Annotated in this window: 20 protein-coding genes and 1 pseudogene; 16 read left to right on the forward strand and 5 right to left on the reverse strand. The window is 54.0% G+C overall.

Annotation, left to right across the window (positions count from 1 at the left end):
• The 3 genes from rsgA (at position 1) to spoVM (ending at position 1,836) form a co-directional block, all read left to right on the forward strand.
• Positions 1-948 carry a ribosome small subunit-dependent GTPase A gene (rsgA, locus tag OMP38_RS23105; RefSeq protein WP_277567189.1) on the forward strand — a complete coding sequence of 316 codons (948 nt, stop codon included), beginning with the start codon at positions 1-3 and terminating at the stop codon, positions 946-948.
• A gap of 3 nt (positions 949-951) precedes the next feature.
• The gene (gene rpe / locus OMP38_RS23110; protein WP_277567190.1) at positions 952-1,599 is read left to right on the forward strand and encodes a ribulose-phosphate 3-epimerase; all 648 of its coding nucleotides are present in this window, start codon (positions 952-954) and stop codon (positions 1,597-1,599) included.
• A 156-nt stretch (positions 1,600-1,755) separates the two neighbouring features.
• Complete coding sequence (gene spoVM, locus OMP38_RS23115; protein ID WP_040711006.1) at positions 1,756-1,836, forward strand: stage V sporulation protein SpoVM; 81 nt, start codon at positions 1,756-1,758, stop codon at positions 1,834-1,836.
• A gap of 279 nt (positions 1,837-2,115) precedes the next feature.
• Here spoVM and rpmB read toward each other — a convergent pair whose 3' ends face one another.
• Positions 2,116-2,304, reverse strand: coding sequence for a 50S ribosomal protein L28 (gene rpmB, locus OMP38_RS23120; protein WP_090115426.1), 189 nt, complete (start codon positions 2,302-2,304; stop codon positions 2,116-2,118).
• Positions 2,305-2,489: 185 nt separating this feature from the next.
• On the opposite strand from rpmB, the gene OMP38_RS23125 reads away from it, so the two are divergent.
• The 5 genes and pseudogenes from OMP38_RS23125 (at position 2,490) to OMP38_RS23145 (ending at position 8,173) form a co-directional block, all read left to right on the forward strand.
• On the forward strand, positions 2,490-2,849 hold the full coding sequence (locus OMP38_RS23125; protein WP_090115427.1) for an Asp23/Gls24 family envelope stress response protein: 360 nt from the start codon (positions 2,490-2,492) through the stop codon (positions 2,847-2,849).
• Positions 2,850-2,957: 108 nt separating this feature from the next.
• On the forward strand, positions 2,958-4,790 hold the full coding sequence (locus tag OMP38_RS23130) for a DAK2 domain-containing protein (protein ID WP_277567191.1): 1,833 nt from the start codon (positions 2,958-2,960) through the stop codon (positions 4,788-4,790).
• An 18-nt stretch (positions 4,791-4,808) separates the two neighbouring features.
• A complete protein-coding gene (locus OMP38_RS23135; protein WP_277567192.1) occupies positions 4,809-5,681 on the forward strand; it encodes a DegV family protein in 873 nt (290 codons plus the stop codon).
• A gap of 43 nt (positions 5,682-5,724) precedes the next feature.
• Positions 5,725-7,795, forward strand: a pseudogene (gene recG / locus OMP38_RS23140) (ATP-dependent DNA helicase RecG).
• Positions 7,796-7,885: 90 nt separating this feature from the next.
• Positions 7,886-8,173, forward strand: a complete 288-nt coding sequence (locus tag OMP38_RS23145) for a stage VI sporulation protein F (RefSeq protein ID WP_277567193.1) — start codon at positions 7,886-7,888, stop codon at positions 8,171-8,173.
• Positions 8,174-8,303: 130 nt separating this feature from the next.
• On the opposite strand, the gene OMP38_RS23150 is transcribed toward OMP38_RS23145, so the two are convergent.
• The 4 genes from OMP38_RS23150 to OMP38_RS23165 all read right to left on the reverse strand — a co-directional run bounded on the left by OMP38_RS23150 (position 8,304) and on the right by OMP38_RS23165 (position 11,191).
• Positions 8,304-8,993 carry an SOS response-associated peptidase gene (locus OMP38_RS23150; RefSeq protein WP_277567194.1) on the reverse strand — a complete coding sequence of 230 codons (690 nt, stop codon included), beginning with the start codon at positions 8,991-8,993 and terminating at the stop codon, positions 8,304-8,306.
• Positions 8,994-9,109: 116 nt separating this feature from the next.
• The gene (locus OMP38_RS23155; RefSeq protein ID WP_277567195.1) at positions 9,110-9,739 is read right to left on the reverse strand and encodes a YhjD family protein; all 630 of its coding nucleotides are present in this window, start codon (positions 9,737-9,739) and stop codon (positions 9,110-9,112) included.
• On the reverse strand, positions 9,736-10,995 hold the full coding sequence (locus OMP38_RS23160; protein WP_277567196.1) for a DNA polymerase IV: 1,260 nt from the start codon (positions 10,993-10,995) through the stop codon (positions 9,736-9,738). Before OMP38_RS23160 ends, OMP38_RS23155 begins: the two co-directional genes overlap by 4 nt.
• A complete protein-coding gene (locus OMP38_RS23165; protein ID WP_090117551.1) occupies positions 10,985-11,191 on the reverse strand; it encodes a hypothetical protein in 207 nt (68 codons plus the stop codon). Before OMP38_RS23165 ends, OMP38_RS23160 begins: the two co-directional genes overlap by 11 nt.
• 1,062 nt (positions 11,192-12,253) lie before the next feature.
• Here OMP38_RS23165 and OMP38_RS23170 point away from each other — a divergent pair.
• From OMP38_RS23170 to OMP38_RS23205, 8 genes are all read left to right on the forward strand, one after another.
• Positions 12,254-12,526 carry a hypothetical protein gene (locus OMP38_RS23170; protein WP_277567197.1) on the forward strand — a complete coding sequence of 91 codons (273 nt, stop codon included), beginning with the start codon at positions 12,254-12,256 and terminating at the stop codon, positions 12,524-12,526.
• Positions 12,527-12,960: 434 nt separating this feature from the next.
• Positions 12,961-14,151: a hypothetical protein gene (locus OMP38_RS23175; protein ID WP_277567198.1), complete on the forward strand. Its 1,191-nt coding sequence runs from the start codon at positions 12,961-12,963 to the stop codon at positions 14,149-14,151.
• Positions 14,152-14,158: 7 nt separating this feature from the next.
• On the forward strand, positions 14,159-14,701 hold the full coding sequence (locus tag OMP38_RS23180) for a hypothetical protein (RefSeq protein ID WP_277567199.1): 543 nt from the start codon (positions 14,159-14,161) through the stop codon (positions 14,699-14,701).
• Positions 14,702-14,789: 88 nt separating this feature from the next.
• The gene (locus OMP38_RS23185; protein WP_277567200.1) at positions 14,790-15,746 is read left to right on the forward strand and encodes a hypothetical protein; all 957 of its coding nucleotides are present in this window, start codon (positions 14,790-14,792) and stop codon (positions 15,744-15,746) included.
• On the forward strand, positions 15,727-16,200 hold the full coding sequence (locus OMP38_RS23190; RefSeq protein ID WP_277567201.1) for a response regulator: 474 nt from the start codon (positions 15,727-15,729) through the stop codon (positions 16,198-16,200). Before OMP38_RS23185 ends, OMP38_RS23190 begins: the two co-directional genes overlap by 20 nt.
• Before the next feature lie 3 nt (positions 16,201-16,203).
• Positions 16,204-16,452: a response regulator gene (locus tag OMP38_RS23195; protein WP_277567202.1), complete on the forward strand. Its 249-nt coding sequence runs from the start codon at positions 16,204-16,206 to the stop codon at positions 16,450-16,452.
• Entirely contained in the window at positions 16,430-17,443 is a 1,014-nt protein-coding gene (locus OMP38_RS23200) for a 5'-methylthioadenosine/S-adenosylhomocysteine nucleosidase family protein (protein WP_277567203.1), read from the forward strand. Before OMP38_RS23195 ends, OMP38_RS23200 begins: the two co-directional genes overlap by 23 nt.
• A gap of 745 nt (positions 17,444-18,188) precedes the next feature.
• The gene (locus tag OMP38_RS23205) at positions 18,189-20,969 is read left to right on the forward strand and encodes a beta-galactosidase (protein WP_277567204.1); all 2,781 of its coding nucleotides are present in this window, start codon (positions 18,189-18,191) and stop codon (positions 20,967-20,969) included.
• Positions 20,970-21,004 lie beyond the last annotated feature (35 nt).

Consider the following 21,004-nt stretch of genomic DNA (forward strand, 5'->3'; position numbering starts at 1 on the left):
ATGAAAAACAGCGGCAACGGCGCGGCGCGAACGAGCGCGGCGGAGCGTCACGGCATCATCGTCAAGGCGCTCAGCGGTTATTATTACGTGCGGGACGACGAGCGCGACGCGACGCTTCAATGCAGGGCGCGCGGCATCTTCAAAAAGCGGGGAGAGTCTCCGCTCGTCGGGGACAGGGTCGTTTACGAGGAAACGGAAAACGGAGAAGGCGCGGTCAACGGCATTTTGCCCAGATCTTCGGCGCTGATCCGGCCGCCCGTCGCCAACGCGGACCAGGCCGTGCTCGTGTTTTCGGTCATCCGGCCCGAGCTCAATTTACAGCTGCTAGACAAATTTCTCGTGCACATCGAGCATGCGGGGATGGACGCGCTCATCGTGCTGACCAAGCTCGACGCGGCCGAGCGGTCCGAAGACGCGGGACGAATCGGGCGCGATATCGACGACGCGGTGGCGCTCTACGAAGGCATCGGATACCGGGTGCTCGCCGTCAGCGCGCGCCAGGGTACCGGTCTCGAGGAGCTGCGCGGCCTGCTGGCCGGCCACGTCAACGTATTCGCGGGCCAATCGGGCGTCGGGAAGTCTTCGCTGCTCAACGCGCTCGTGCCGGGGCTGACGATGGAAACGAACGAGATCAGCGAAAAGCTCGGCCGCGGCAAGCACACCACGCGTCACGTGGAGCTCGTCGAGCTGCCGGGCGGAGGATTCGTGGCGGATACGCCGGGATTCAGCCAGCTGGATTTTCAGGAGCTCGGGATCGACGAGATCGGCTCGTGCTTCAGGGAGTTCCGGGAGCTGGCGCAAGGCTGCAAGTTCAGGGGCTGTACGCACGTTCACGAACCGGGCTGCGCCGTGCTGGCCGAGCTGGAGAGCGGAGGCATCGCGGAGAGTCGATACCGCCATTACAAGGAATTCATGAACGAATGGAAAGAAAAAGCGCGGAGGTACTAGCATATGGCGATCATCGCACCATCGATCCTGTCGGCCGACTTCGCTCGGCTCGGCGAGGAGGTTCGCGTCGCGGAAGCCGCCGGCGCGGACTGGATCCACATCGATATTATGGACGGGCAGTACGTCCCGAATCTCACCTTCGGTCCGCCCGTCGTCGCGGCGATCCGTTCCTATACGGCATTGACCTTCGACGCGCACCTCATGGTCGAGACGCCGGACCGGCTGCTCGCGGACGTCGCGGCGGCCGGCGCGGACCGGATCACCGTGCATGCCGAAGCCAGCACGCATCTGCACCGGACCGTGCACGCGATTCGCGAGCTCGGGAAGGGCGCGGGCGTCGCGCTCAACCCGCATACGCCGCTGTCCGTGCTCGACTACGTCCTGGACGACGTCGACCTCGTTCTCATCATGACGGTCAACCCGGGCTTCGGCGGACAGTCCTTCATCCACGGCATGCTGTCCAAGATCAAGCAGCTTCGGCAGACGCTCGTCGCGCGCGGGCGGGGCGACGTCCACATTCAAGTGGACGGGGGCATCAACGCCGAGACTTCGAAGCTTGTGCGCGAAGCGGGCGCGGACGTGCTCGTCGCCGGCAACTACGTGTTCGGCCGCGCGGATCGCGCAGCCGCCATCGCATCGCTTAGGGACTGACTTCGGTCGGTCCCTTTCGTTTTCCCCCGAGGAATAGGACAACTTCGCGCGCGCATACACATTTATCATCAGCGCGCGCCTTCGGGCGCTGCGCCGCCCCATGCAAGGCCCGTAGGGCCGCGGGCAACGCATCGGACCGGAGGAGGGGTGGGAACGATGAAGTTTTACACCATCAAGCTGCCGAAGTTCTTGGGCGGATTCGTCAAAGCGATCCTGAACACGTTTCAGAAAAGCTGATGCCTCCCGGGTGATGGATCCCGCGGCCTTGCAAGGCTCGTGTACCCGTCCCCGGAACGGGCAGCCCCGCCATGAGCGGGCGATCCGGGATGCCTCGCGGCGCCCAGCGCCGGCTGCGGCCGGACGGCCCGGGCGAATGCCGCGCCGCGGGACGCTTCATGATGGATGATTAACGCGAGTCTTCTCGCATGCGGATATGGCGAGGCAAAACAAAAAGCACCTGGAGGTCCAGGTGCTTTTGCCATGGGCTGTCGTCCGCCGGAGCGAACGGGCAGTTAATTATACGCGAACGACTTTGCCGGACTTCAGGGCGCGAGTGCTGACGTAAACGCGCTTCGGCTTGCCGTTCACCAAAATGCGAACCTTCTGCACGTTGACGCCCCAAGAGCGTTTGTTATGATTGTTGGCGTGGGAAACGTTGTTGCCGGAAGCCGGCTTCTTCCCCGTGATATAACATTTGCGAGCCATGTAAATCCACCTCCCTGACCAGACCTTGCACACACTTTTCCTATCATAACACAGGCCTAGTCGGCTTGCAATGTCATCGGCTGACTTCAAACCGATTCTTTTTTTATAGTACAATGGGAAAAGGTTCACCCATGAAGCCGTCTGTAGCGGACGGCGTTCGAGAACCGCCAAAGGAGCGTGTGGCCATGCCTATGCAGCTATCGACGGAAAACGGCAAAATCGACGTGGCCGATCAGGTCATCGCCGTCATCGCGGGTTCGGCGGCGCTCGACTGCTACGGCCTCGTCGGTATGGCCTCCAGAAAGCAATTGAAGGACGGGATCGCCGAGCTGCTCGGACGCGAGAATCTCGCGCGGGGCGTCGAAGTGCGCCGCGAAGGGGAAGAGCTCCATCTGGATCTGTACGTGATCGTGAGCTACGGCACGAAGATCTCGGAGGTCGCCCACAATATCCAATCCAAAGTAAAGTACGTGCTGGAGGAAGTCGTCGGGATTGCCGTGGACCGTCTGAACATTTTCGTTCAGGGCGTGCGCGTCATTCGCTAGGCGAAGACCGGATCGTAACCACTTGCGCGATTATCCGATCTCACCTTGGCTTGCCGGGCTCTCCAGCCGGAGAGGCCGGCGTCGCGCCTTCGAAAAGGGGAATTTTCATTGACTACGAGGCTTTTAAACGGAAGCGACTGGACGGCCATGGTGCTGGCCGGCGCGGAGCGACTCTCGCAGCAGGCGGAGCTGATCAACGCGCTGAACGTATTTCCCGTCCCGGACGGCGATACGGGGACCAACATGAACTTAACGATGACGGCCGGCGTGGCCGAATTGAAAAATAAACCTTCGCCCGACATCGGCCGCGCTGCGGAAGTGCTGTCGAAGGGGCTTCTGATGGGCGCGCGCGGCAACTCGGGCGTTATTTTGTCGCAGCTGTTCCGCGGGTTCGCCCGCGCGGTCGCCGGCCAGCGGGAGATCACCGTGCCGTTGTTCGCAGCCGCCTTAAGGCAAGGAGTTGATACCGCTTACAAAGCGGTGGTCAAGCCCGTCGAGGGCACGATTCTGACCGTCGCCCGGGAAGCGGCCAAACACGGCGAGTCGATCGCGCGGCGTACCGAGGACATCTCCGAATGGATGGGCGAGGTGCACGACAAAGCGGCGGAGACGCTGGCCCGCACGCCGGATATGCTGCCGGTGCTCAAGCAGGTGGGCGTCGTCGATTCGGGCGGACAAGGGCTCGTGTGCATCTATGAAGGCTTCGTGCACTATTTAAGGAACGCGGAGAGGCAAGGCGCCGCTTCGGCTCCGTATGCGGGCGGCTGGACGACATACGCGCCGGTCGCTTCAGCCTCGCCCTCGCCCGTGTCCGCGCAGGTGACGGCAGCAGCCGCGGCGCATGCGTCGTCGGCCCAGTCGAGGATCGCGACCGAGTCGATCCAGTTTCCGTACGACATGGAGTTTTTCATTCGTCTGCAAGGACGCGCCGCGTTTTCCGAAGCGTCCTTCCGCAAGGCGCTCGAGCGGGACGGAGATTCGATCATTTTGATCGCCGACGGCGATATCGTGAAGGTTCACGTGCATTCCCGCCGCCCTGGCGATGTGCTGAACGCGGCGGTCGCGTACGGCGAGCTGACGAACTTTCATATCCTGAACATGCGCGATCAGCACCGAGAGCTGCTGCATCCGGCTTCGGGCGCGGAGCCCGCGGGCGAAACGTCCGATCCGATGGGGCTCGAGGCGGCCTCCGGCATTCCGGATATGCCCGAGCTGAGAGCCGCGGAAGCGGCTTCGCAGGCGATCGAGCCGGCGCATCCGGTCGCGTTCGAGATGGCCGACTACGGCGTCGTCGCCGTCAGCGTGGGCGCAGGCAACGACGAGCTGTTCCGCAGTCTCGGCGTGGACGCGATCATCTCGGGCGGACAAAGCATGAACCCCAGCACGGAGGACCTCGTGCAGGCGATCTCTTCGCTGGCGGCGGACCATATTTTCGTCCTGCCGAACAATTCGAACATTTTGATGGCCGCGAAGCAGGCGCAAGAGCTGACGGACCGGCCCGTGACGGTCGTGCCGACGCGCAGCATTCCGCAGGGACTGGCCGCGATGCTTGCGTTCCAAGAGGAGCAGCCGGCGTCCGTCAACGAGGACCGGATGCTGCGGGCGATCGACCGCGTGCTGACCGGCTCTATCACCCGAGCCGTTCGGGATACCGTCATGGACGGCATCGACATTCGCGGCGGCGAGTATATCGGCATTTTGGACAAACAGATCGTCTCTTCGGAGACGACGGTCATGGCTGCTGCTCAACGCCTGCTGGAGCGGATGCTCGCAAGCGGCGACGAGACGGTGATGCTGCTGTCCGGCGAAGGCGCGGAGGAAGGCGATACCGCCGGACTCGTGGCCTGGCTCGGCGAAGCTTATCCCGATGCGGAAGTAGAACGCCACGAGGGCGGACAGAATTTGTATCCGTACCTGATCATGGTGGAAAAGTCGGATTAGACGCGGGAGGTGGCTACGATGAGCAAGGTTGTTTTGGTAACGGACAGCACGTCGGACATCCCGCTGGCAACGCGAGAGCGGCTGGGCATCGAGATGGTGCCGCTGCGCGTCATCTTCGGCGAAGAGAGCTACCTGGACAACGTGACGCTTTCGCCCGCCCAATTTTACGACAAGCTGAAAAGTTCAAGCGCGCTGCCTTCGACCTCGCAGCCCTCGCCGGCCCAGTTTCTCGAGGTGTACGAGCGGCTTCTCGCCGAGGGCAACTCGGTCGTGTCGGTCCACCTTTCCTCGGCGATGAGCGGCACCTATCAGTCGGCGACGATCGCGAGGTCGATGTTGGACGACGACAGCAAGGTCACCGTCATCGACTCGAGGTCGGCCTCTTACGGGTACGGCGCGTTGGTCGTATCCGCCGCCGAGCTGGCCGCGCGGGGCGCGTCCCGCGAGGAGGTCGCCGCGGAGGTGCTGCGGCTGCGCAAGCAGATGAAGCTGTATTTCCTCGTGAATACGCTCGAGTATTTGCAAAAGGGCGGCCGGATCGGCAAGGCGGCCGCGATTTTCGGCACGCTGCTTAACATTAAGCCGATCTTGACCATAGGCGACGACGGCGTTATTTTCCCGATCGACAAGGTCAGGGGACAAAAGCGCGCCGTCGCGCGGATCGTCGAGCTGCTGGAGTCCGACTTCGGACCGGGAGCGGCGATCGATCTCGCGGTCGTCGATACGCCGGGCGACGTGGAGGCCGCGGACGATCTCGTCGCGGTGCTTCGGACCAGGTTTAACGTCGCGGGCTTCCACCGCTCGGAGATCGGATCGGTGATCGGCACGCATGCCGGTCCCGGCACGGCAGGCTTGTTTGTATTTCCCGCTGGCTCGGGCCATATCGTCTAAGGACGATCGCTCGGACGGCGGCGCGATTCGGAGTTGATGGAGGATGGCCGATCGATCGGCAGAAGAGACGGATCTGTTCGCCATACCGGTCACGAAGATCAAAGGCGTGAGCGCCCCCAAGGCGGGGGGAGCTTCACGCCTTGGGTGTTTCTACGGTCGGCGAGCTGATCGAATATTATCCGTTCCGCTACGAGGATTATCGGCTGCGGCCGCTTCACGAGGTGAAGGACGGGGAGAAGATCACCGTGCAAGGACGGATCGAGACGCCGCCTTCGCTGCAGCGGTTCGGAGGCAAGTCGCGTCTGCTCTGCCGGGTGACGGTGGAGGGATTGCTGCTGACGGCCGTCTGGTTCAACCGCGCGTTCCTGAAGGATCAGATGGAGGTCGGACGGGATATCGTCCTGACGGGAAAATGGGATCAGCGGCGACGCCAGCTCACGGTGTCGGAGTCGGAGTTCCCGGACAAAGGCGCCGGCCGCACGGGAACGCTGCAGCCCGTGTATTCGATCGGGGGCAGTCTCACGCAGGTGTGGATAAGGCAGCGCATCGAATTGGCGCTCGCGCAGTACGGGGCGATGATCCCGGAGCTGCTGCCGCCGGAGCTGCTGGATAGGCACGGGCTCATGCCCAGGCGCGAGGCGATTCACCGGATTCACCGGCCCGAAAACACGCACGAGGGCCAAGAGGCCCGGCGCCGCATGGTTTACGAGGAGCTGTTTCTGTTCGAGCTGCGGCTGCAGGCGTACCGCGCGATGAACCGCAAGGCGCCCGACGGCATCGCGCACAAGATCAGCAGCGATGATATTCGCGCGTTCGCGGCGAATCTCCCGTTCGAACTGACCGAGGCGCAGAAGACCGTCGTCAACGAGATCACGCGCGATATGAAGCGGCCGTACGCGATGAACCGGCTGCTGCAGGGCGACGTCGGCTCCGGCAAGACCGTCGTGGCCGCGATGGCGCTGTACGCGACGGTCAAGGACGGCTGCCAGGGCGCGCTTATGGTGCCGACGGAGATTTTAGCGGAGCAGCATGCCAAGTCATTGGGGAAGCTGTTCGAGCCCTACGGCATTCAAGTCGCGCTGCTCACCGGGAGCCGCGGGGCGCGGGAGCGGCGGGACCTTTTGGCTTCGCTGCAGATGGGGCTCATCGACATCGTGATCGGTACGCATGCGCTCATCCAGGAGGACGTCTTTTTCCGGCGACTCGGGCTCGTGGTGACGGACGAGCAGCACCGCTTCGGCGTCAACCAGCGCAGCATTTTGCGGCGCAAGGGGCTGAATCCCGACGTGCTCATGATGACGGCCACCCCGATCCCGCGCACGCTCGCCATCACCGTGTTCGGCGACATGGACGTGTCGACGATCGGAGAGCGGCCTAAAGGGCGCAAGCCGATCCTGACTTACTGGGTCAAGCACGACAAGATGGACCGCGTGCTCGGCTTCATTCGCCGGGAGGCGGAGCTCGGACGGCAGACGTTTTTCATCTGCCCGCTCATCGAAGAGTCGGAAAAGCTGGACGTGCAAAACGCGATCGACCTGCACATGCAGCTGCGGCAAGCGATGCCCGAGCTCGAGATCGGGCTGCTGCACGGGCGGATGACGTCGGCAGAGAAGGACGAGGCGATGGGACGGTTCGCGGCGGGCGAGTCGACGGTGCTCGTCTCGACGACGGTCGTCGAGGTCGGCGTCGACGTGCCGAACGCCACGCTCATGATCGTCATGGACGCGGACCGCTTCGGGCTCTCGCAGCTGCACCAGCTGCGGGGCCGGGTCGGGCGAAGCGACCATCAGTCGTACTGCGTCCTGATCGCAGATCCGAAGTCCGAGAACGGGCTCGAGCGGATGCAGGCGATGACGGATACGGACGACGGCTTCGAGATCGCGCGGCGGGACTTGGAGCTGCGGGGGCCCGGCGAGTTTTTCGGGACGAAGCAGAGCGGGGTGCCGGAGTTCAGGCTCGCGAACCTGATGAACGACTTCGAGACGCTCGAGCAAGCGCGCGACGATGCGGCCGCGCTTACGGCCGAGCCGTCGTTCTGGACGGCGCAGGCTTATGCGGGGCTGCGCGAATACTTGCGGCGCGAGGCGCCGGATTACAGCGAGCCGCTCGATTAGGCCCGCCTTCGCGAGGCGATTTTTTGCGCAGACATTTCCCTTCGGCTGCCGCATACAATATAGGAGCCTCGCGAAGGGAAGTGGGCAGCCGTGAGTTGGCAAAAGTTCGGCATCCGGCCGGATCTGGTAGAGCGCGTCAAGGTGAAGATGAAAAATCCGGCCACGAAGGATAGAGTCAAGGCGCTGCTGGACGGCGTGACAAAGTTCGATCTGCAGGACCGCACCAAAGTAAAGCGTCTCGTCAAGTCGTCCGCCAAAGTGCTCGGCGAGCCGCTGACCGATCTGCAGGAGGAACAGCTGGTAAACTTCGTCATCGCCCAGAAGATCGATCCGAAGAGCACGCTCCATCTGATCAAGCTGTGGGCGATGTTCCGGTAGCGGGCGGCGAAGGCTTGATCGGCGGGATCGCCTGCACTACGGCAAGCGATGCGCGTCCTCAGCCCAAAAAGACCCTGATTCCCGACATGAACTCGGGAGTCAGGGTCTTTTTGGCATTCGCGCGAGCCCCTTAGAACAGCTCGCCTTGCTCCTCGTCCGGCACGAGACAGCCGGGATCGTCGTTGGCGACGTTGCCGACCCGACGGTTCGCCGGGTCGACGGCGAGCTCCGCCGGATCCAGCGGAATCGCCAGCTGCAGCACCTCGTCGGAACGCTGGATGCTGCGGTCGAGCCATGCGGCCTCGACCCGCCGGTTCAGGATGATGGGCACGCGATCGTGGATGTCCGCGAGATGCCCCTGTGCCGGCGCGGTCAAGATAGCGCAGGTGCTCAGCCGCGATCCGTCCGGAGCGGTCCACGATTCGTAAATGGCGGCCATGCTGAACAGGGCTCCGTCGTGGCGGCGAATGCGCATCGGGCGCTTGCCGTCCGCGGTCTGCCGCCATTCGTAGTAGCCGTCGGCCGGGACAAGACACCGCTTGCGGCGCAGCGCCTCGCGGAAGGCGGGCCGCTCGGCGACGGTCTCGACCCGGGCGTTCAGCATCTTGCTGCCGACCTTCGGGTCCTCGGCCCAGGGCGGCACGAGCCCCCACTTAAGCAGCCCGAGACGGTTGCGGGTGCCGTCGTTCACGATCGCCGGCACCAGCTGCCCGGGTGCGATATTGTACCGGGGGCCGTAAGGCGAACCGGCCGAGTCGTCGGCCGCATAATAAGCGAGCAATTCCTCGAACGAAATGGTGATCGTATAACGTCCGCACATCCGCGTGCAACCTTCTTTCTTCTCGCGCCAAGGCGGTCCTCTTCGGGAAGTAGTATACCGCAACGGCCGCCGAATGCGAAGAGAAGGAGCGACGGACGCGGCAAAGCGCGGTTCGATCAAGCGCCGTGGCGCATACGAAGCGCAAGCGGTTCATCCGGGACGAGCCGCCGCGCAGATTGGAGCGGCATCGTCCCAAGCGTGCGGCGTCCGATTAAGTCGTCCCTTTGGCGGCCGCGGGGGGAACGGCGGGCCTCCCGGGCTTCCTTGCTGTCGAGCTGCCGCAGGTGCCGCGTAATCTCGCCCATGTATCGCGCGAGCTGCATGCTGATCTCCGAGCGGAGCACCTCCCGGACGATACCGAAGCGCTCTTCGTAGCCGCGGCATATGTAGCGATGGTAAATAACGAGGTCGACCTGCTCGTCGCTGTTCAGCAGCCGGATGCGGCGGCTGCTGAGTTCCCGGCGGAGCTCGTGGAGGTCTCGGGTAATCAGGTTGAGCACCACTTGAGCGCCAGTCAGGGTCACCCGGCTTAGCAGATTGCCCGAGCGCTCGCCCTCCTCCATAGCCCGCTGCACCATCGTGAGCATATGCGGCAGCACGATGACGTCGCGGATCATCCGCAGCTCGTCGGCGGTCGGATGGCCGGTCGTCTTGGGGGAGACGGCATGCTCTTCTTCGTACTGCTCGTGATGTTCGGTGAGCAACAGCTTCGAGTTCCAGCGGTCGTTGCCGTCGAGTTTGCTCATTTGTAATGTCCCCCGATCTGCTCGGCCCGTTCTCTTGCCACGCCCGCTTCAAGCAGCGAAGAGGCCCGCATGATGGCATCGCTCCCGTAACGGTCCTTGATGTAATCCGTCGCCTGCTCCATCCGCAAAATGGCCTGCCGGTCCTCGAACAAGTCGAGCTGGTCGACGCCTTCGTCCGACAGCCCGCCGAGCGAGATGGTCAGACGGCTGACCGGCATGCCGCTCCAGTGCTCGCGGAGCAGCTTCAGCGCCGCGGCCGCCACCTCGTGCGTGAGCGCGGTCGGCTGCCGGAGCTGCGTCTGGCGTCCGAACCACGACGAACGCGTCCCGTCCGTCTCCGCGGCGCCGACCGAGACGACGCTGCCTCTGCACTTGTGCCGGCGCGTGCGGCGGCATACCTCGACGACGAGCTCGAGCAGGACGACCTCGATATCCTCCAGCTTGCGGTACAGGCCGCTGCGCAGCGCCTTGCCGTGGCTGATCGACTTCAGCTTGTGGCGGATGCCGGCTACGACCGGGCTCGGATCGATGCCCCGCGCGGTCTGCCAATAATATTCGGCCTGGATGTCGCTCTGCTTTTTCATCTCGCGCCGCATCCGCCGCTTGAAGTCGCCCAGCTCGAGGCGCGCGATGTCTCCGATCTGGGCGAGGCCCATGCGGGTGAAGTGACGCGTCATGCGGGAGCCGACCATGAACATGTTGTGGACGGGGAGCTTCCAGAGGGTGTCCTCCAGTCTGTCGAAGGACAGGGTGGATACGCCCTCGGGCGTTTTTTTCGCATAATTGTCCAGCGCCATCTTCGCCAGAATCTTCGTCGGTCCGACGCCGACGCGAACATTGATATTGGTGGAGAGCTTCACGTGATTCTGGATCAGCCTAGCGATCAGCTCCGGCGGCCCGTAAGCGGGGATCGAGCCCGTGACGTCGAGGAACTGCTCGTCGATGCTGTACGGCTCGACCTGGTCCGTGAACGCTTCGTAGATCTGCGTCATGAACAGCGAGATGCCGATGTAGGTTTGCATCCGCGGGCGGATGACGATGAGATCCGGACACTTGGCGAGCGCCTCGCCGACCCGTTCGGCCGTCGTGACGCCCTTGGCCTTGGCGATCGGGCAAGCCGCGAGGATGATGCCGGAGCGCCGGGCGGGATCGCCGACGGCGACGGGTTTGTTCATCAGGCCGGGATGGCGCGCCTTTTCGATGGAGGCGTAAAAGGACTGGCCGTCGATCAGGAAAATCGTTCGCTCATGAGGCATGGTGCTTCACCGGCCTGGCGCCGAGGATGCGGCTCGCCGACAGCGTGCGGAACGCGCGCTTCCCCCAATCGAGCACGCGCACCTTGCCCCCGCGTACCGAGAATACGGCGACGACCCGCTGCGTGAAGCGCCCCTTGCTATCCTCGTAAATGATTTCCACGCTTTGCCCGACGTACTTTTCGATGTTGACCGGCATGGCGATTCCTCCTTGAGCCTCGGAGAGACGAGGTTAATTACAGAACATTTGTTCTTATATTAATACGAACTAGCGTTCCCTTACAAGGGCTAAATTATACCGGTTGTCCGATGGTCGAAAAGCAAGGTTGGGTGATGTCATATTTGTTGAGAAAGTTTGCAGGATTTCGGATAGTAAATTGTCAGATATACAGAAAATATGCGAAAAAACGAATAAAAATACAACGATGAGAAAATTTTTTTAGATTGTTACATGCTTGCGTGCTACCTTTGCTAAACTCACCATGCGTATTTGCTTGTGACAGGCACGGAACCTTATTCAGCAGTGTTGCTCTGCCTGGACGTAATGATCGCTCACTCGTGAGACGTGTGGACGTCTTGTGGTTCAGTTAAACTTAATTCAGTAAGTTGCCATCATGGAAGGGGTTAAGGCAAAAGAAGGGGGTAATCTATCTGAAGCCGTGGGACCATGAGTGAAAGCCATTGTCTGGTGTGAAATTAAAAAAAAAGGTAGTGGGTAATCTGTGAGGAGTGTACCATCTAGCTTGGTATTCAATTCGTATGCGGAACAGGAGCGGAGAGGTCTCGCTCCTCATTATACTGCGCTGCTACACGTTGCTCCAAGTACCTCTGCTGGCTTTCACTTGAACTTAATAATAGCGGGAAAAACAAAATAAATTTCCGAATCAGACCTGTTTTTCCTATCCCCGGCTCAAAGTTATTCTACACCATCTAGTAAACGACGTAGCTGAATGGCGAAAGTACTTCTTAGCCGCGCTTGGTACAAGAATACCTGCTTTAAGTTTCTCAGTTACTTCTTGTTCGTCTGTTCCTACAATAGCTCTAATTGCTTAATTAAATTCTGCAATTTTTTCATTAGCCCCTACGAATAGGTATTGCATTGCGGCCTGAGTGTTATTTATGACTGATTATAGGTACTTAGTACTGTTAATGGTGTTATGATTCAAGTCGTTTGGCATGCACATATGTGGTATGATTCACTTTTATGGTATATTATTACTATTAGGTAGTCTTGTCGATAAATAATGTGGAGGTAGGGCGCGTGGAAACACAGTTTATTTCTACTTTTAGAATAAAACAATTAATCCAGAAAAGAAAATTTCAAGGGGTTGCCTCTTTAAAGTTGATGGGCTCTTTAAATTATGTGCGTATAATTAAAGAGCTTTCTTTATTGCCTTATTATAAAGGGATTATTGCAGATAATCCCTTTCCAAAAAGAAATAAATCGATTAGGCAGAAGCGTATTTTACGCAGCCTCGGACTCAATAGTGGAAGAATTGTGTTGGCACGCTTCTATTTTATCTGCATTTCATAGTGAGCTTTCATTTTTTTTTAAATAGGAAAAGAGATTTTGATCGTAGTTTATTATTGGGGAAATATGATGATGCAATTGTGACACTTAATAAAATCGAAGAGGAATTTGGTCAATCTTTATGGCTTATTGAAAGTAAACTTAATCTTTTAGAACTATCCGATGGAACGGAGATGCAAAAAAGATTATCTACAAACCATAACAAGAAGTAATAATGTATCATTTTATGTGAAAATATTAAGTAATTTTTTTTAGCATAAAAAAACGAAAAAAATTATCCTTCAGATATGTACAGGAAGAATTTACGTGATCTGTTTTCGAATGGTTCAGATCTTGTTAAAAACTTTATTCATGATGTTAGCTTTCGATTTGATCTTTACGGAGAAAATAGAAAATACAATTATTGTGAAATGATGTCAAGAATGGGCAGTTACTCGATGATTGATAGATTGCTTTTATATATCAGAGTTTGTCAATATCTCCTCTCCTTTGATTCAAAAACTGAAAATCTTGAAGCAGTCAAACAAAGCATAAACATAATGAATAATAGTTTTGAAAATTATTTAATTACCAACATCATTAACAGTTCGGGAAGTAATCCATCTTTCAAATATAACGACAAAGAGTTATGCAAAGTAATGAAAATTATTGATTTGTATACTAAGGGTAAATACGAGGAAGTTAAGACTGAATACCAAGATATATATCAGGAAATGCCGGAGAGATTGGAAATAACACTTCCCTTTGTTAAATCAATAACTTCACTTGGTGAAAATATAATAGAATATCAAAATTCGACATTATTATTTAATATTTCTGAGCATTTATTTAATATCATTACAAAAAATGAACAAGCACAAGAATCCTATATGGGCATTCAAAAGCTTATAGATATATATATTTCATGTGAATGGGCAAGTCAATTGCAATGGATTTTACATACTGAATACTATCCTAACCAATATGATGCCACAGCAAAAAAATTTATAAGGTTTGGACTACTAAACTCAATATCATACAATCCTTATAATATTCTGTATTGGAATACAGAAATTAAAGAGTTGATATTCAGTTATTTAGAACGTGAGCACAACGATAGTGTAACGTATAAATTCCTTTATAACATTTCTGAAAAAAATGATGCATCAATTAAAGTCATGGACATTCCAATCCATAGAAAAAATAGGTTTTTAGCTCAGATTTTCCTTCAATCTGGTTTGGTTGATCGTGCTTATGACTTGATCTTAAGTTATGCTGATTCAGAAAATATTATAGTGAAGCAACATTATATAACAGACTACTTGAACTTTTTGATTAAAACAAATGATTATGATAAAGCAATAGAATTAGTTGTTGATATTTATTTTTCTAATTCAAATTTGTTTGTGTGCATGCCTATTGAAGAATTCTTAATGAAAGTAGAAGTGGAAAAGCCGGCATCCATTCAAAGTAATATTTGTCTGCCAATTTTATATGAAATATATTCAAGGAATATCAAAAAAGATAAGGATTTCTACATCTCGGAAAGTTATGAAGACTACTTGATCTTAAACGGGTATGAACGTCCATCGGAACTTGGATTGACAGTAGGCATAGATGTAAAAAAAATAATCTACTTTTTTAGATAATGTTTGTGTGCCACATATCATGGATAGTTCAGTTGCATTTAATTCAACTGACGATATTGATAAAGAAAGAATAGCAATTTGTCAGATATTGAAAGAAATTGATCCTCTAAATGTTGCCAAATACTCCGAGGAAATTAAAAATATCACACATAGACTAACGATTAAACAAGGGATTATAGAAATCGAAGAAAGTAAAATATATGTGGACATTGAAGGAATTAAAAAGTCAATTCAAAACAGTTTGCGAGAGAAATATTCTAAATTTTTAATCATGCTCAACAAGGATCAAGAATTTGAATTTTATGATGTATTTATAGACGAGTATAAAAATCTAGAAGGATTTGAACAAAATGAGATGACGATGATAAGATTATCTCGTGGAAGTATGCGAGCACTTTTATCAATTATTTTGGAAGTTAGAAATCATTTTGTTTCTAGCAACGAATACGGACTGGATGGATATTTAAGTAACGGTATTAGGCATGGAACTATTCAGGGGCAATTACGAAGCCCCTTAGAAAAGTTAAATCTAATAACACAAAAAAGATAGTGAAAATAATGTTTATCGAATAAATGAATATTGGAAGAAAAAGCTAAAAAATTGCGATTCCCATAGTATTGAAACAATTTTACATTTATTGTCGGAGTTTTCACGCGGAATTGATGAGAGAATTGATTATTTAAAGAATACTTTAATTCAAATTAAATTAGAAAACAAGAATCCTAATGCAATATTTGACTACCAAGTTTACACAGCTGAATTTGAAAGTATGTATTGGGAAATTGTCACCAAGAATCTTAGCTTTGAAGAGTTTCTTGAATTAATTTTTTCATATCTTTGGAGAAAAACAGATGATAACTTGAAGGAGATTAGAAATACTATTAATGGACAAATAAAGGAAGAAATTAATAATAAATTTGATGAATTAATGAAGAACTTAGAACAACTGAAGTTTAAAAGAGAATATATAGATGAGAATGCTCTCGGGGATTTAGTTAATGCAATAATAGAGGCCAAAACAGCAATACAATATGAATTGAATAATGTAGAAAATTGGTTTCGTAGATCAAAAACTTCAACATACTCTGAATATGATATAAGTTTGCCTATTGAGATTGCTACAAAAGTTATCAATAACATTTATCCAAACCAGATATTTGCGCCGGCCACAAAATTTTCTGCTCCAGGCATACTTAAAGGGAAAACTTTGAAGTCATTTGTTGATATATATTTCACTTTATTTGACAACATCATAAAACATTGTAGTACCACAAACTTTTCACCCAGTGTTGAAGTTGAAGTAATAATTAATGACTTTATAGTAGAAATAAATATTGTCAATCAATTACCAGAACACACAGATCATAATATTTTATCTGAAAAAATAAAAGAGATCAATGATAGTGTAGTAACCTATAAATCTCATGAACGGGCGAGTAAAGAAGGGGGAACTGGTTTTTACAAGATTAACAAGATTATCAGCGTTGATCTTGATTCGAGACGAAAAATAAGTGTCTCAGCGTCTGACAATAAATTTCGAGTTCAGCTAATAATTGATGCTTGGGGGTTATTGTATGAAAATACTGATTATTGAAGATGATATGAATAAGTTAAAGCAGCTCGTTGATTTTATAGCTGAAATAAGAAATGAATCACAAATTACAGAAAAATACTCCTATCAAAGTGGACTCAGAGAAATATATTCTTACTCTCATGAATTAATAATACTTGATATGAGTTTGCCTAGTTTTGATAAAACTCCTACAGAGACCGGGGGAAGACCCAGGAAATTTGCTGGAAGAGAATTGCTACGGCAAATGAAACGAAAAAATATAAATATACCTGTAATTATTGTCACACAATTTGATAAGTTTGGTGAAGGAGAGGACACGATTACTCTTCCACAATTAGTAGATGAATTAAAGAATGAGTATGCAAGTATATTTTTTGGATTGGTTTACTACAACACAGCATATAAAAATTGGCGAGATGAATTTGGTTTGCTCTTGAGTAAGGGCTCTCTGGTCCAGTTAAATAAGGGTGGATAAAATATGCTAAAGATTTTAGTGGTGGATGACAATACAATAAAACAACAAAAACTAACAGAGATTTTTTTGTCAATTGATGGGATTAAAGAAGAAGATATTTTTGTTGCACCAGATATTATTAACGCAAAAAGAGAGTTGCTTAATCAAGAATTCGATCTTCTTATTTTAGATATACAGATTCCAAATAGGTTTAACCAGGTAGCTAAGCAAGATGGTGGAATAACTTTTTTTGCGCGAGTTGATGATTTCTAAAAGGTATCCTCTTCCACCAAACATTATTGGAGTTACCGCTCATGAAGAGCTTTTTGAGAATGTTAAAACAGTTTTTGACGACCAGTTACTCTGGCTAATAAAATACGAAGTGGGATCGGATACGTGGTCGTTGGCCCTCAAAAATCGAGTAGAATATATTTTAAATACAAAAAGAGTAAATGTTTCAGCAAAAGATAGTACTCAATATAGCGTTGATATTGCTGTAATTTGTGCACTTGAAAAAATTGAACTAGAAGGGATTAGAATGATATCTCAGGATTGGAGTCATTTGCATGTCCCTCAAGATGAAAACTCAAATTATTATTCAAGCATCATCAAAGGTGAAAATAGAGATTTCAGAATCGTATCAGCAGCAGCACCGCAAATGGGAATGACTGCTGCCACTGCACTCTCGATGAAACTTATTCAATTATTTAGACCAAGATATCTCGTAATGACTGGAATTGCAGCTGGCATTCGAGGTAAAGTCAACTTAGGAGATATATTAGTTTCAGATCAAACTTGGGATTATGGCAGCGGTAAATATATTACAGAAAATAAAGAAAGAGTTTTTAAACCTGATCCATATCCTATTAGGCTAAAACCTAAAGTTAGAGCAAAGATAGAGCTATTGGCAAATGATTCGCACGCCCTAGAAGAGATTAGACGTTTATGGCCAGGAGAAAAGCCCGATACGCCTCTTGCCGTCCATATTGGACCTGTGGCTTCTGGTGCTGCTGTGCTTTCTAGTTCTTCAATAGTGAGTGATATATTAGACCAAAATAGAAAATTAATTGGGATTGATATGGAGAATTATGGAGTATATTTTGCTGGAGAAAATTCTCCTAATCCACAACCAACAGTTATATCTCTAAAATCTGTTGTCGACTTTGCTGATGAGGAAAAGCACGATAAGGTTCAAAAGTATGCTGGTTATACAAGCGCTGCGGTGCTTAAACTACTTACTAAATACTTGGATTTTTCGGATTAACTACTAAATTTATTGATTAAGTTATTTATAAATGCATATTTCTCAAAAACCCTGATCATGATAAATCAGGGTTTTATGTTGTACGCTCAAACATGGCGGTCATCCTTAGGTGAAAGTATCGAACAGGGCTGGCGACCACTACTATGGCTGAGGGAGATCAAACAACATTTATAAGTTCATGAATGTTGGCGTATATTAAAATGTATTTGAACAAAATGAGATTCCTCAATAATTATCACAAGAAACAGTACTCGCAGTTTAGAAGCAATTGTTATTCTCAATAATTTTGGAAATAACCCTGTGAAATCAAGGGCTTAAGTTCTAAAATTCTCAGCAATTATGACACCACACAAAGGTATTGGGCGGTGTCCTATTAGTTAAGAAATTTTTCAAGGTTTGTGATAGCAAATAGTCAGATTTGCAAATAATTTACTCCTGTAAATTTTTATATATTATTTTCAATTTATGCGACTCCTAGGTGCATCTTCAGGTCTACCGAGTGGGTTCCTTCGTTGTCGGGCAGTTCGCCTTGCCGGAACGCATCCGTATCCTTGACCGGCCTGCTGGCGCCGGCGGAGGCCGCGGATTTTTTTGTGCGTACGCGCTGGCGAAGGCAAGTGTCAAAGTCGATAGTTTTTTTACAGCAAATCGGTGTTTTGTTTAATGAATCGTAAATTGTAAGCGTTTAATATTTGAAATAGAAACCGGTTACATGATAGCGATTACACATCGGAAGGAGGATCTTATGACGGCGCAAACGCAGAGCGAATCGCAGGTAAGGCTCGGGCTGGACCGAGTGGCGATCAACGGGAGAAGCGAAATCTTGTTATGCGCATCGTTGTTTTACTTCCGTATTCCGAGCCCGCTTTGGCGTGAGCGGATGGAGCAGCTAAAAGCGTTCGGCTATAACGCGATCGACGTTTATTTTCCTTGGAACCATCATGAGCAGGAGGAGGGCATCTGGGATTTCACCGGCGAGCGGGACGTCGCCGCCTTCCTCGCGCTTGCCTCGGATGCGGGATTGCGGGTCGTCGCAAGACCCGGGCCCTATATCTGCTCCGAATGGGACGGCGGCGCGCTGCCGGCATACCTGCTGGCGAAGGACGGCATCCGTCTGAGAGACAACGATCCGCAGTTCCTGGCGCACGTTGCCCGCTGGTACGACAAGATCCTGCCGCTGCTGAAGCGCTTCGAGCCCGGCGCGGGCGGTACGGTCGTCGCCGTGCAGCTGGACAACGAGCTCGACTTTTACAGCTGCGCGGACCCAACGGGCTATATCTCGGCACTGCGCGATCTGGCGCTCGGCCACGGCATCCGGGTACCGCTCATCGCCTGCGCGGGGCAAGGCGGGCTGACCGAGGCCGGCGGCGACGCGGAAGGCGTCTTGCCTACCTGCAACTTCTATCCGGACAACCGCGATCCCGAATTCGAGACGCTCGCGCTGGCGTATAAGCGCGAACTGACGCTGCGCGGGCTGCCGCTGCTCGTCACCGAGACGAACCGGAGCCACTTTCTGCTGAGGAGGCTGCTGTCTTGCGGCGTCAAGCTGCTCGGTCCCTATCTTCAAGCTTCGGGTACGGACTTCGGCTTCACGAATGCGATCAACAATTGGGGCAAGCCGATGGCCTTCATGACGTCCGACTACGATTTCGGCGGCATGATCTCGCCGGAGGGCCATGTGCGGGAGGAAGCCTACGAGGGGAGGCTGCTTAGCCGGTTGCTTCGCCTCTATGGCGAGGATCTCGCCGAAGCTGCGCCGCTTGACGCCGACGAGACTTCGGACGCGGCGGAGCGCCATGAATGGCGGGAACGAGGCTTCGACGCGGGACCTTACCGCCTGGGCCTTCGAGGCGGCGGACGGCTCATCTTCGTGTCGGACACGACGCGGGAGCTGTGTCTCATGCTGCCCGAAGCGGTGAGCCTGGCCCCCTGGGGCGTGGAAGGAGCGATCTCTTCCTCGACGGCCGAGTTATGCGAGGCAGCCGGCGGAGAGGATGGCTGCGTGCTTGTCTTCCATACGGCTGAGGACGCGGACGGGAAGGTATCGCTGGAGTTCGCCGAGCAACCGACGGCCGTATCGGCCGAGAGGGCCGACGTATCCATGACGGATACCGGATGTACGATCGCCATCGGCGGCCATATCCGAGCGTCTTGCGAATTCGCATGGGAGGACGGCCGGCGGATGAACGTGTTCGTCATTCCGAGGCGGGACGCGCTTCTGCTCGAGGGGATCGACGCCGATCGGCGTCAGCTGACGTTCGGGACGCCGCCCGTTGATCCAGGAGGCTCGCCGGCGCTTGAGCTGCCGTGGCATGCGAGCGAGATCGAACCGCATCTGCCGCTGCCTGCGGCGAGCGCCGCAATGGCCGAAGGTTATGAATGCTTGGAAAAGAGCGGCATTTATCGCGGGTTCGCCTGGTATTCATACACCGTGGCCGGTGGAGGCGTGACGCACGGAGAGGATTCGATATCGCTTCGGCCGCTTGCGGGACTCCTCGTCGCAGGCGCCAGCGATATCGTGTCGCTCTACGCGGATGGCGACTACGCGGGCACGTTCGTGCCGGCCGGCGCCAGCCGCTACCTGCCGCTGCCTGCAGGCCGGTCGCCGGTCGGGCTCGCCGCCCGGGTCGAGATCTGGGGACATTCCAACTTCGACGACCCGCGCCTGCCGGCGCTCCGGCTGCATGCGACCAAGGGGATCCGGGGCTTGACGGCGGTAACGTCGGAGCGCGATCTGTCCAAGGGCTGGCGCTATCGCCGGACGACCGACCCTTCGCCCGATCCGGCACGGGTCGCGGCGGACGCGGACGACGAACATTGGCCGATGGCCGGCTTCGGCGGCTGGCATCCGAACGATCCGCGTACCCTCGAGTACTATCGCCGAACGGTGACGTTCGAGCCCGGCTTGGACAGCCGGACGCTCTGGGTGCCTGGGCTGGAGAGCCGTCTGGCCGTATTCGTCGACGGCGCGGAAGCGGGCACGGTGGAGCCGGGTGATCCATGGCTATCGCTCGCGCCGTGGATCGGAGCGGAAGGAGGCGCGCGCCAGCTGACGCTCGCGCTGGAACGGCGCCTCGGCGTCGCGGCCGGCAAGCCGGTGCTGCTCGAGGGCGGCAAGGCCGTCCTCGGCAGCCTCCGGTCGGCCGGGGAGCGGGAGCTGCTCGCTTCCGCGTCGCTCGCGGAGCCCGATGCCGCGCATGCGGAATTCCCGTACGCGCTTGAATCCGGCGGCGTCGCCTGGTTGTACGCTTCGCTGCCCGATGCAGGCTCCGGCGGCGGCTGGCGCGCGACCGCGGCGGGCGCCTGTCTCAAGCTGACCGCGTTCGCCGGAGACCGCCTCGTGGGCAGGCTGTGGCTGCCGGGCGGCGAGGAGCGCCCCGCGATGAGCGGCGGCAGCCCGGACAGCTTCTATGTTCCCGGGGCGTGGCTGCTAGAGGCGGCGGACCGGCGCTTGCGGCTGCTCGTCGAAGCGGTCGTCCCGGGTCAGCCGGGAGAGCTGCGCGCGCTCGGGTTCGCGGCCGTATGATCCGTTAATCGCCGACAAAAGGAGTGGATTCATAT

Origin of the sequence: Cohnella ginsengisoli (assembly GCF_029525555.1) — a bacterium.
Classification (GTDB): domain Bacteria; phylum Bacillota; class Bacilli; order Paenibacillales; family Paenibacillaceae; genus Cohnella; species Cohnella ginsengisoli.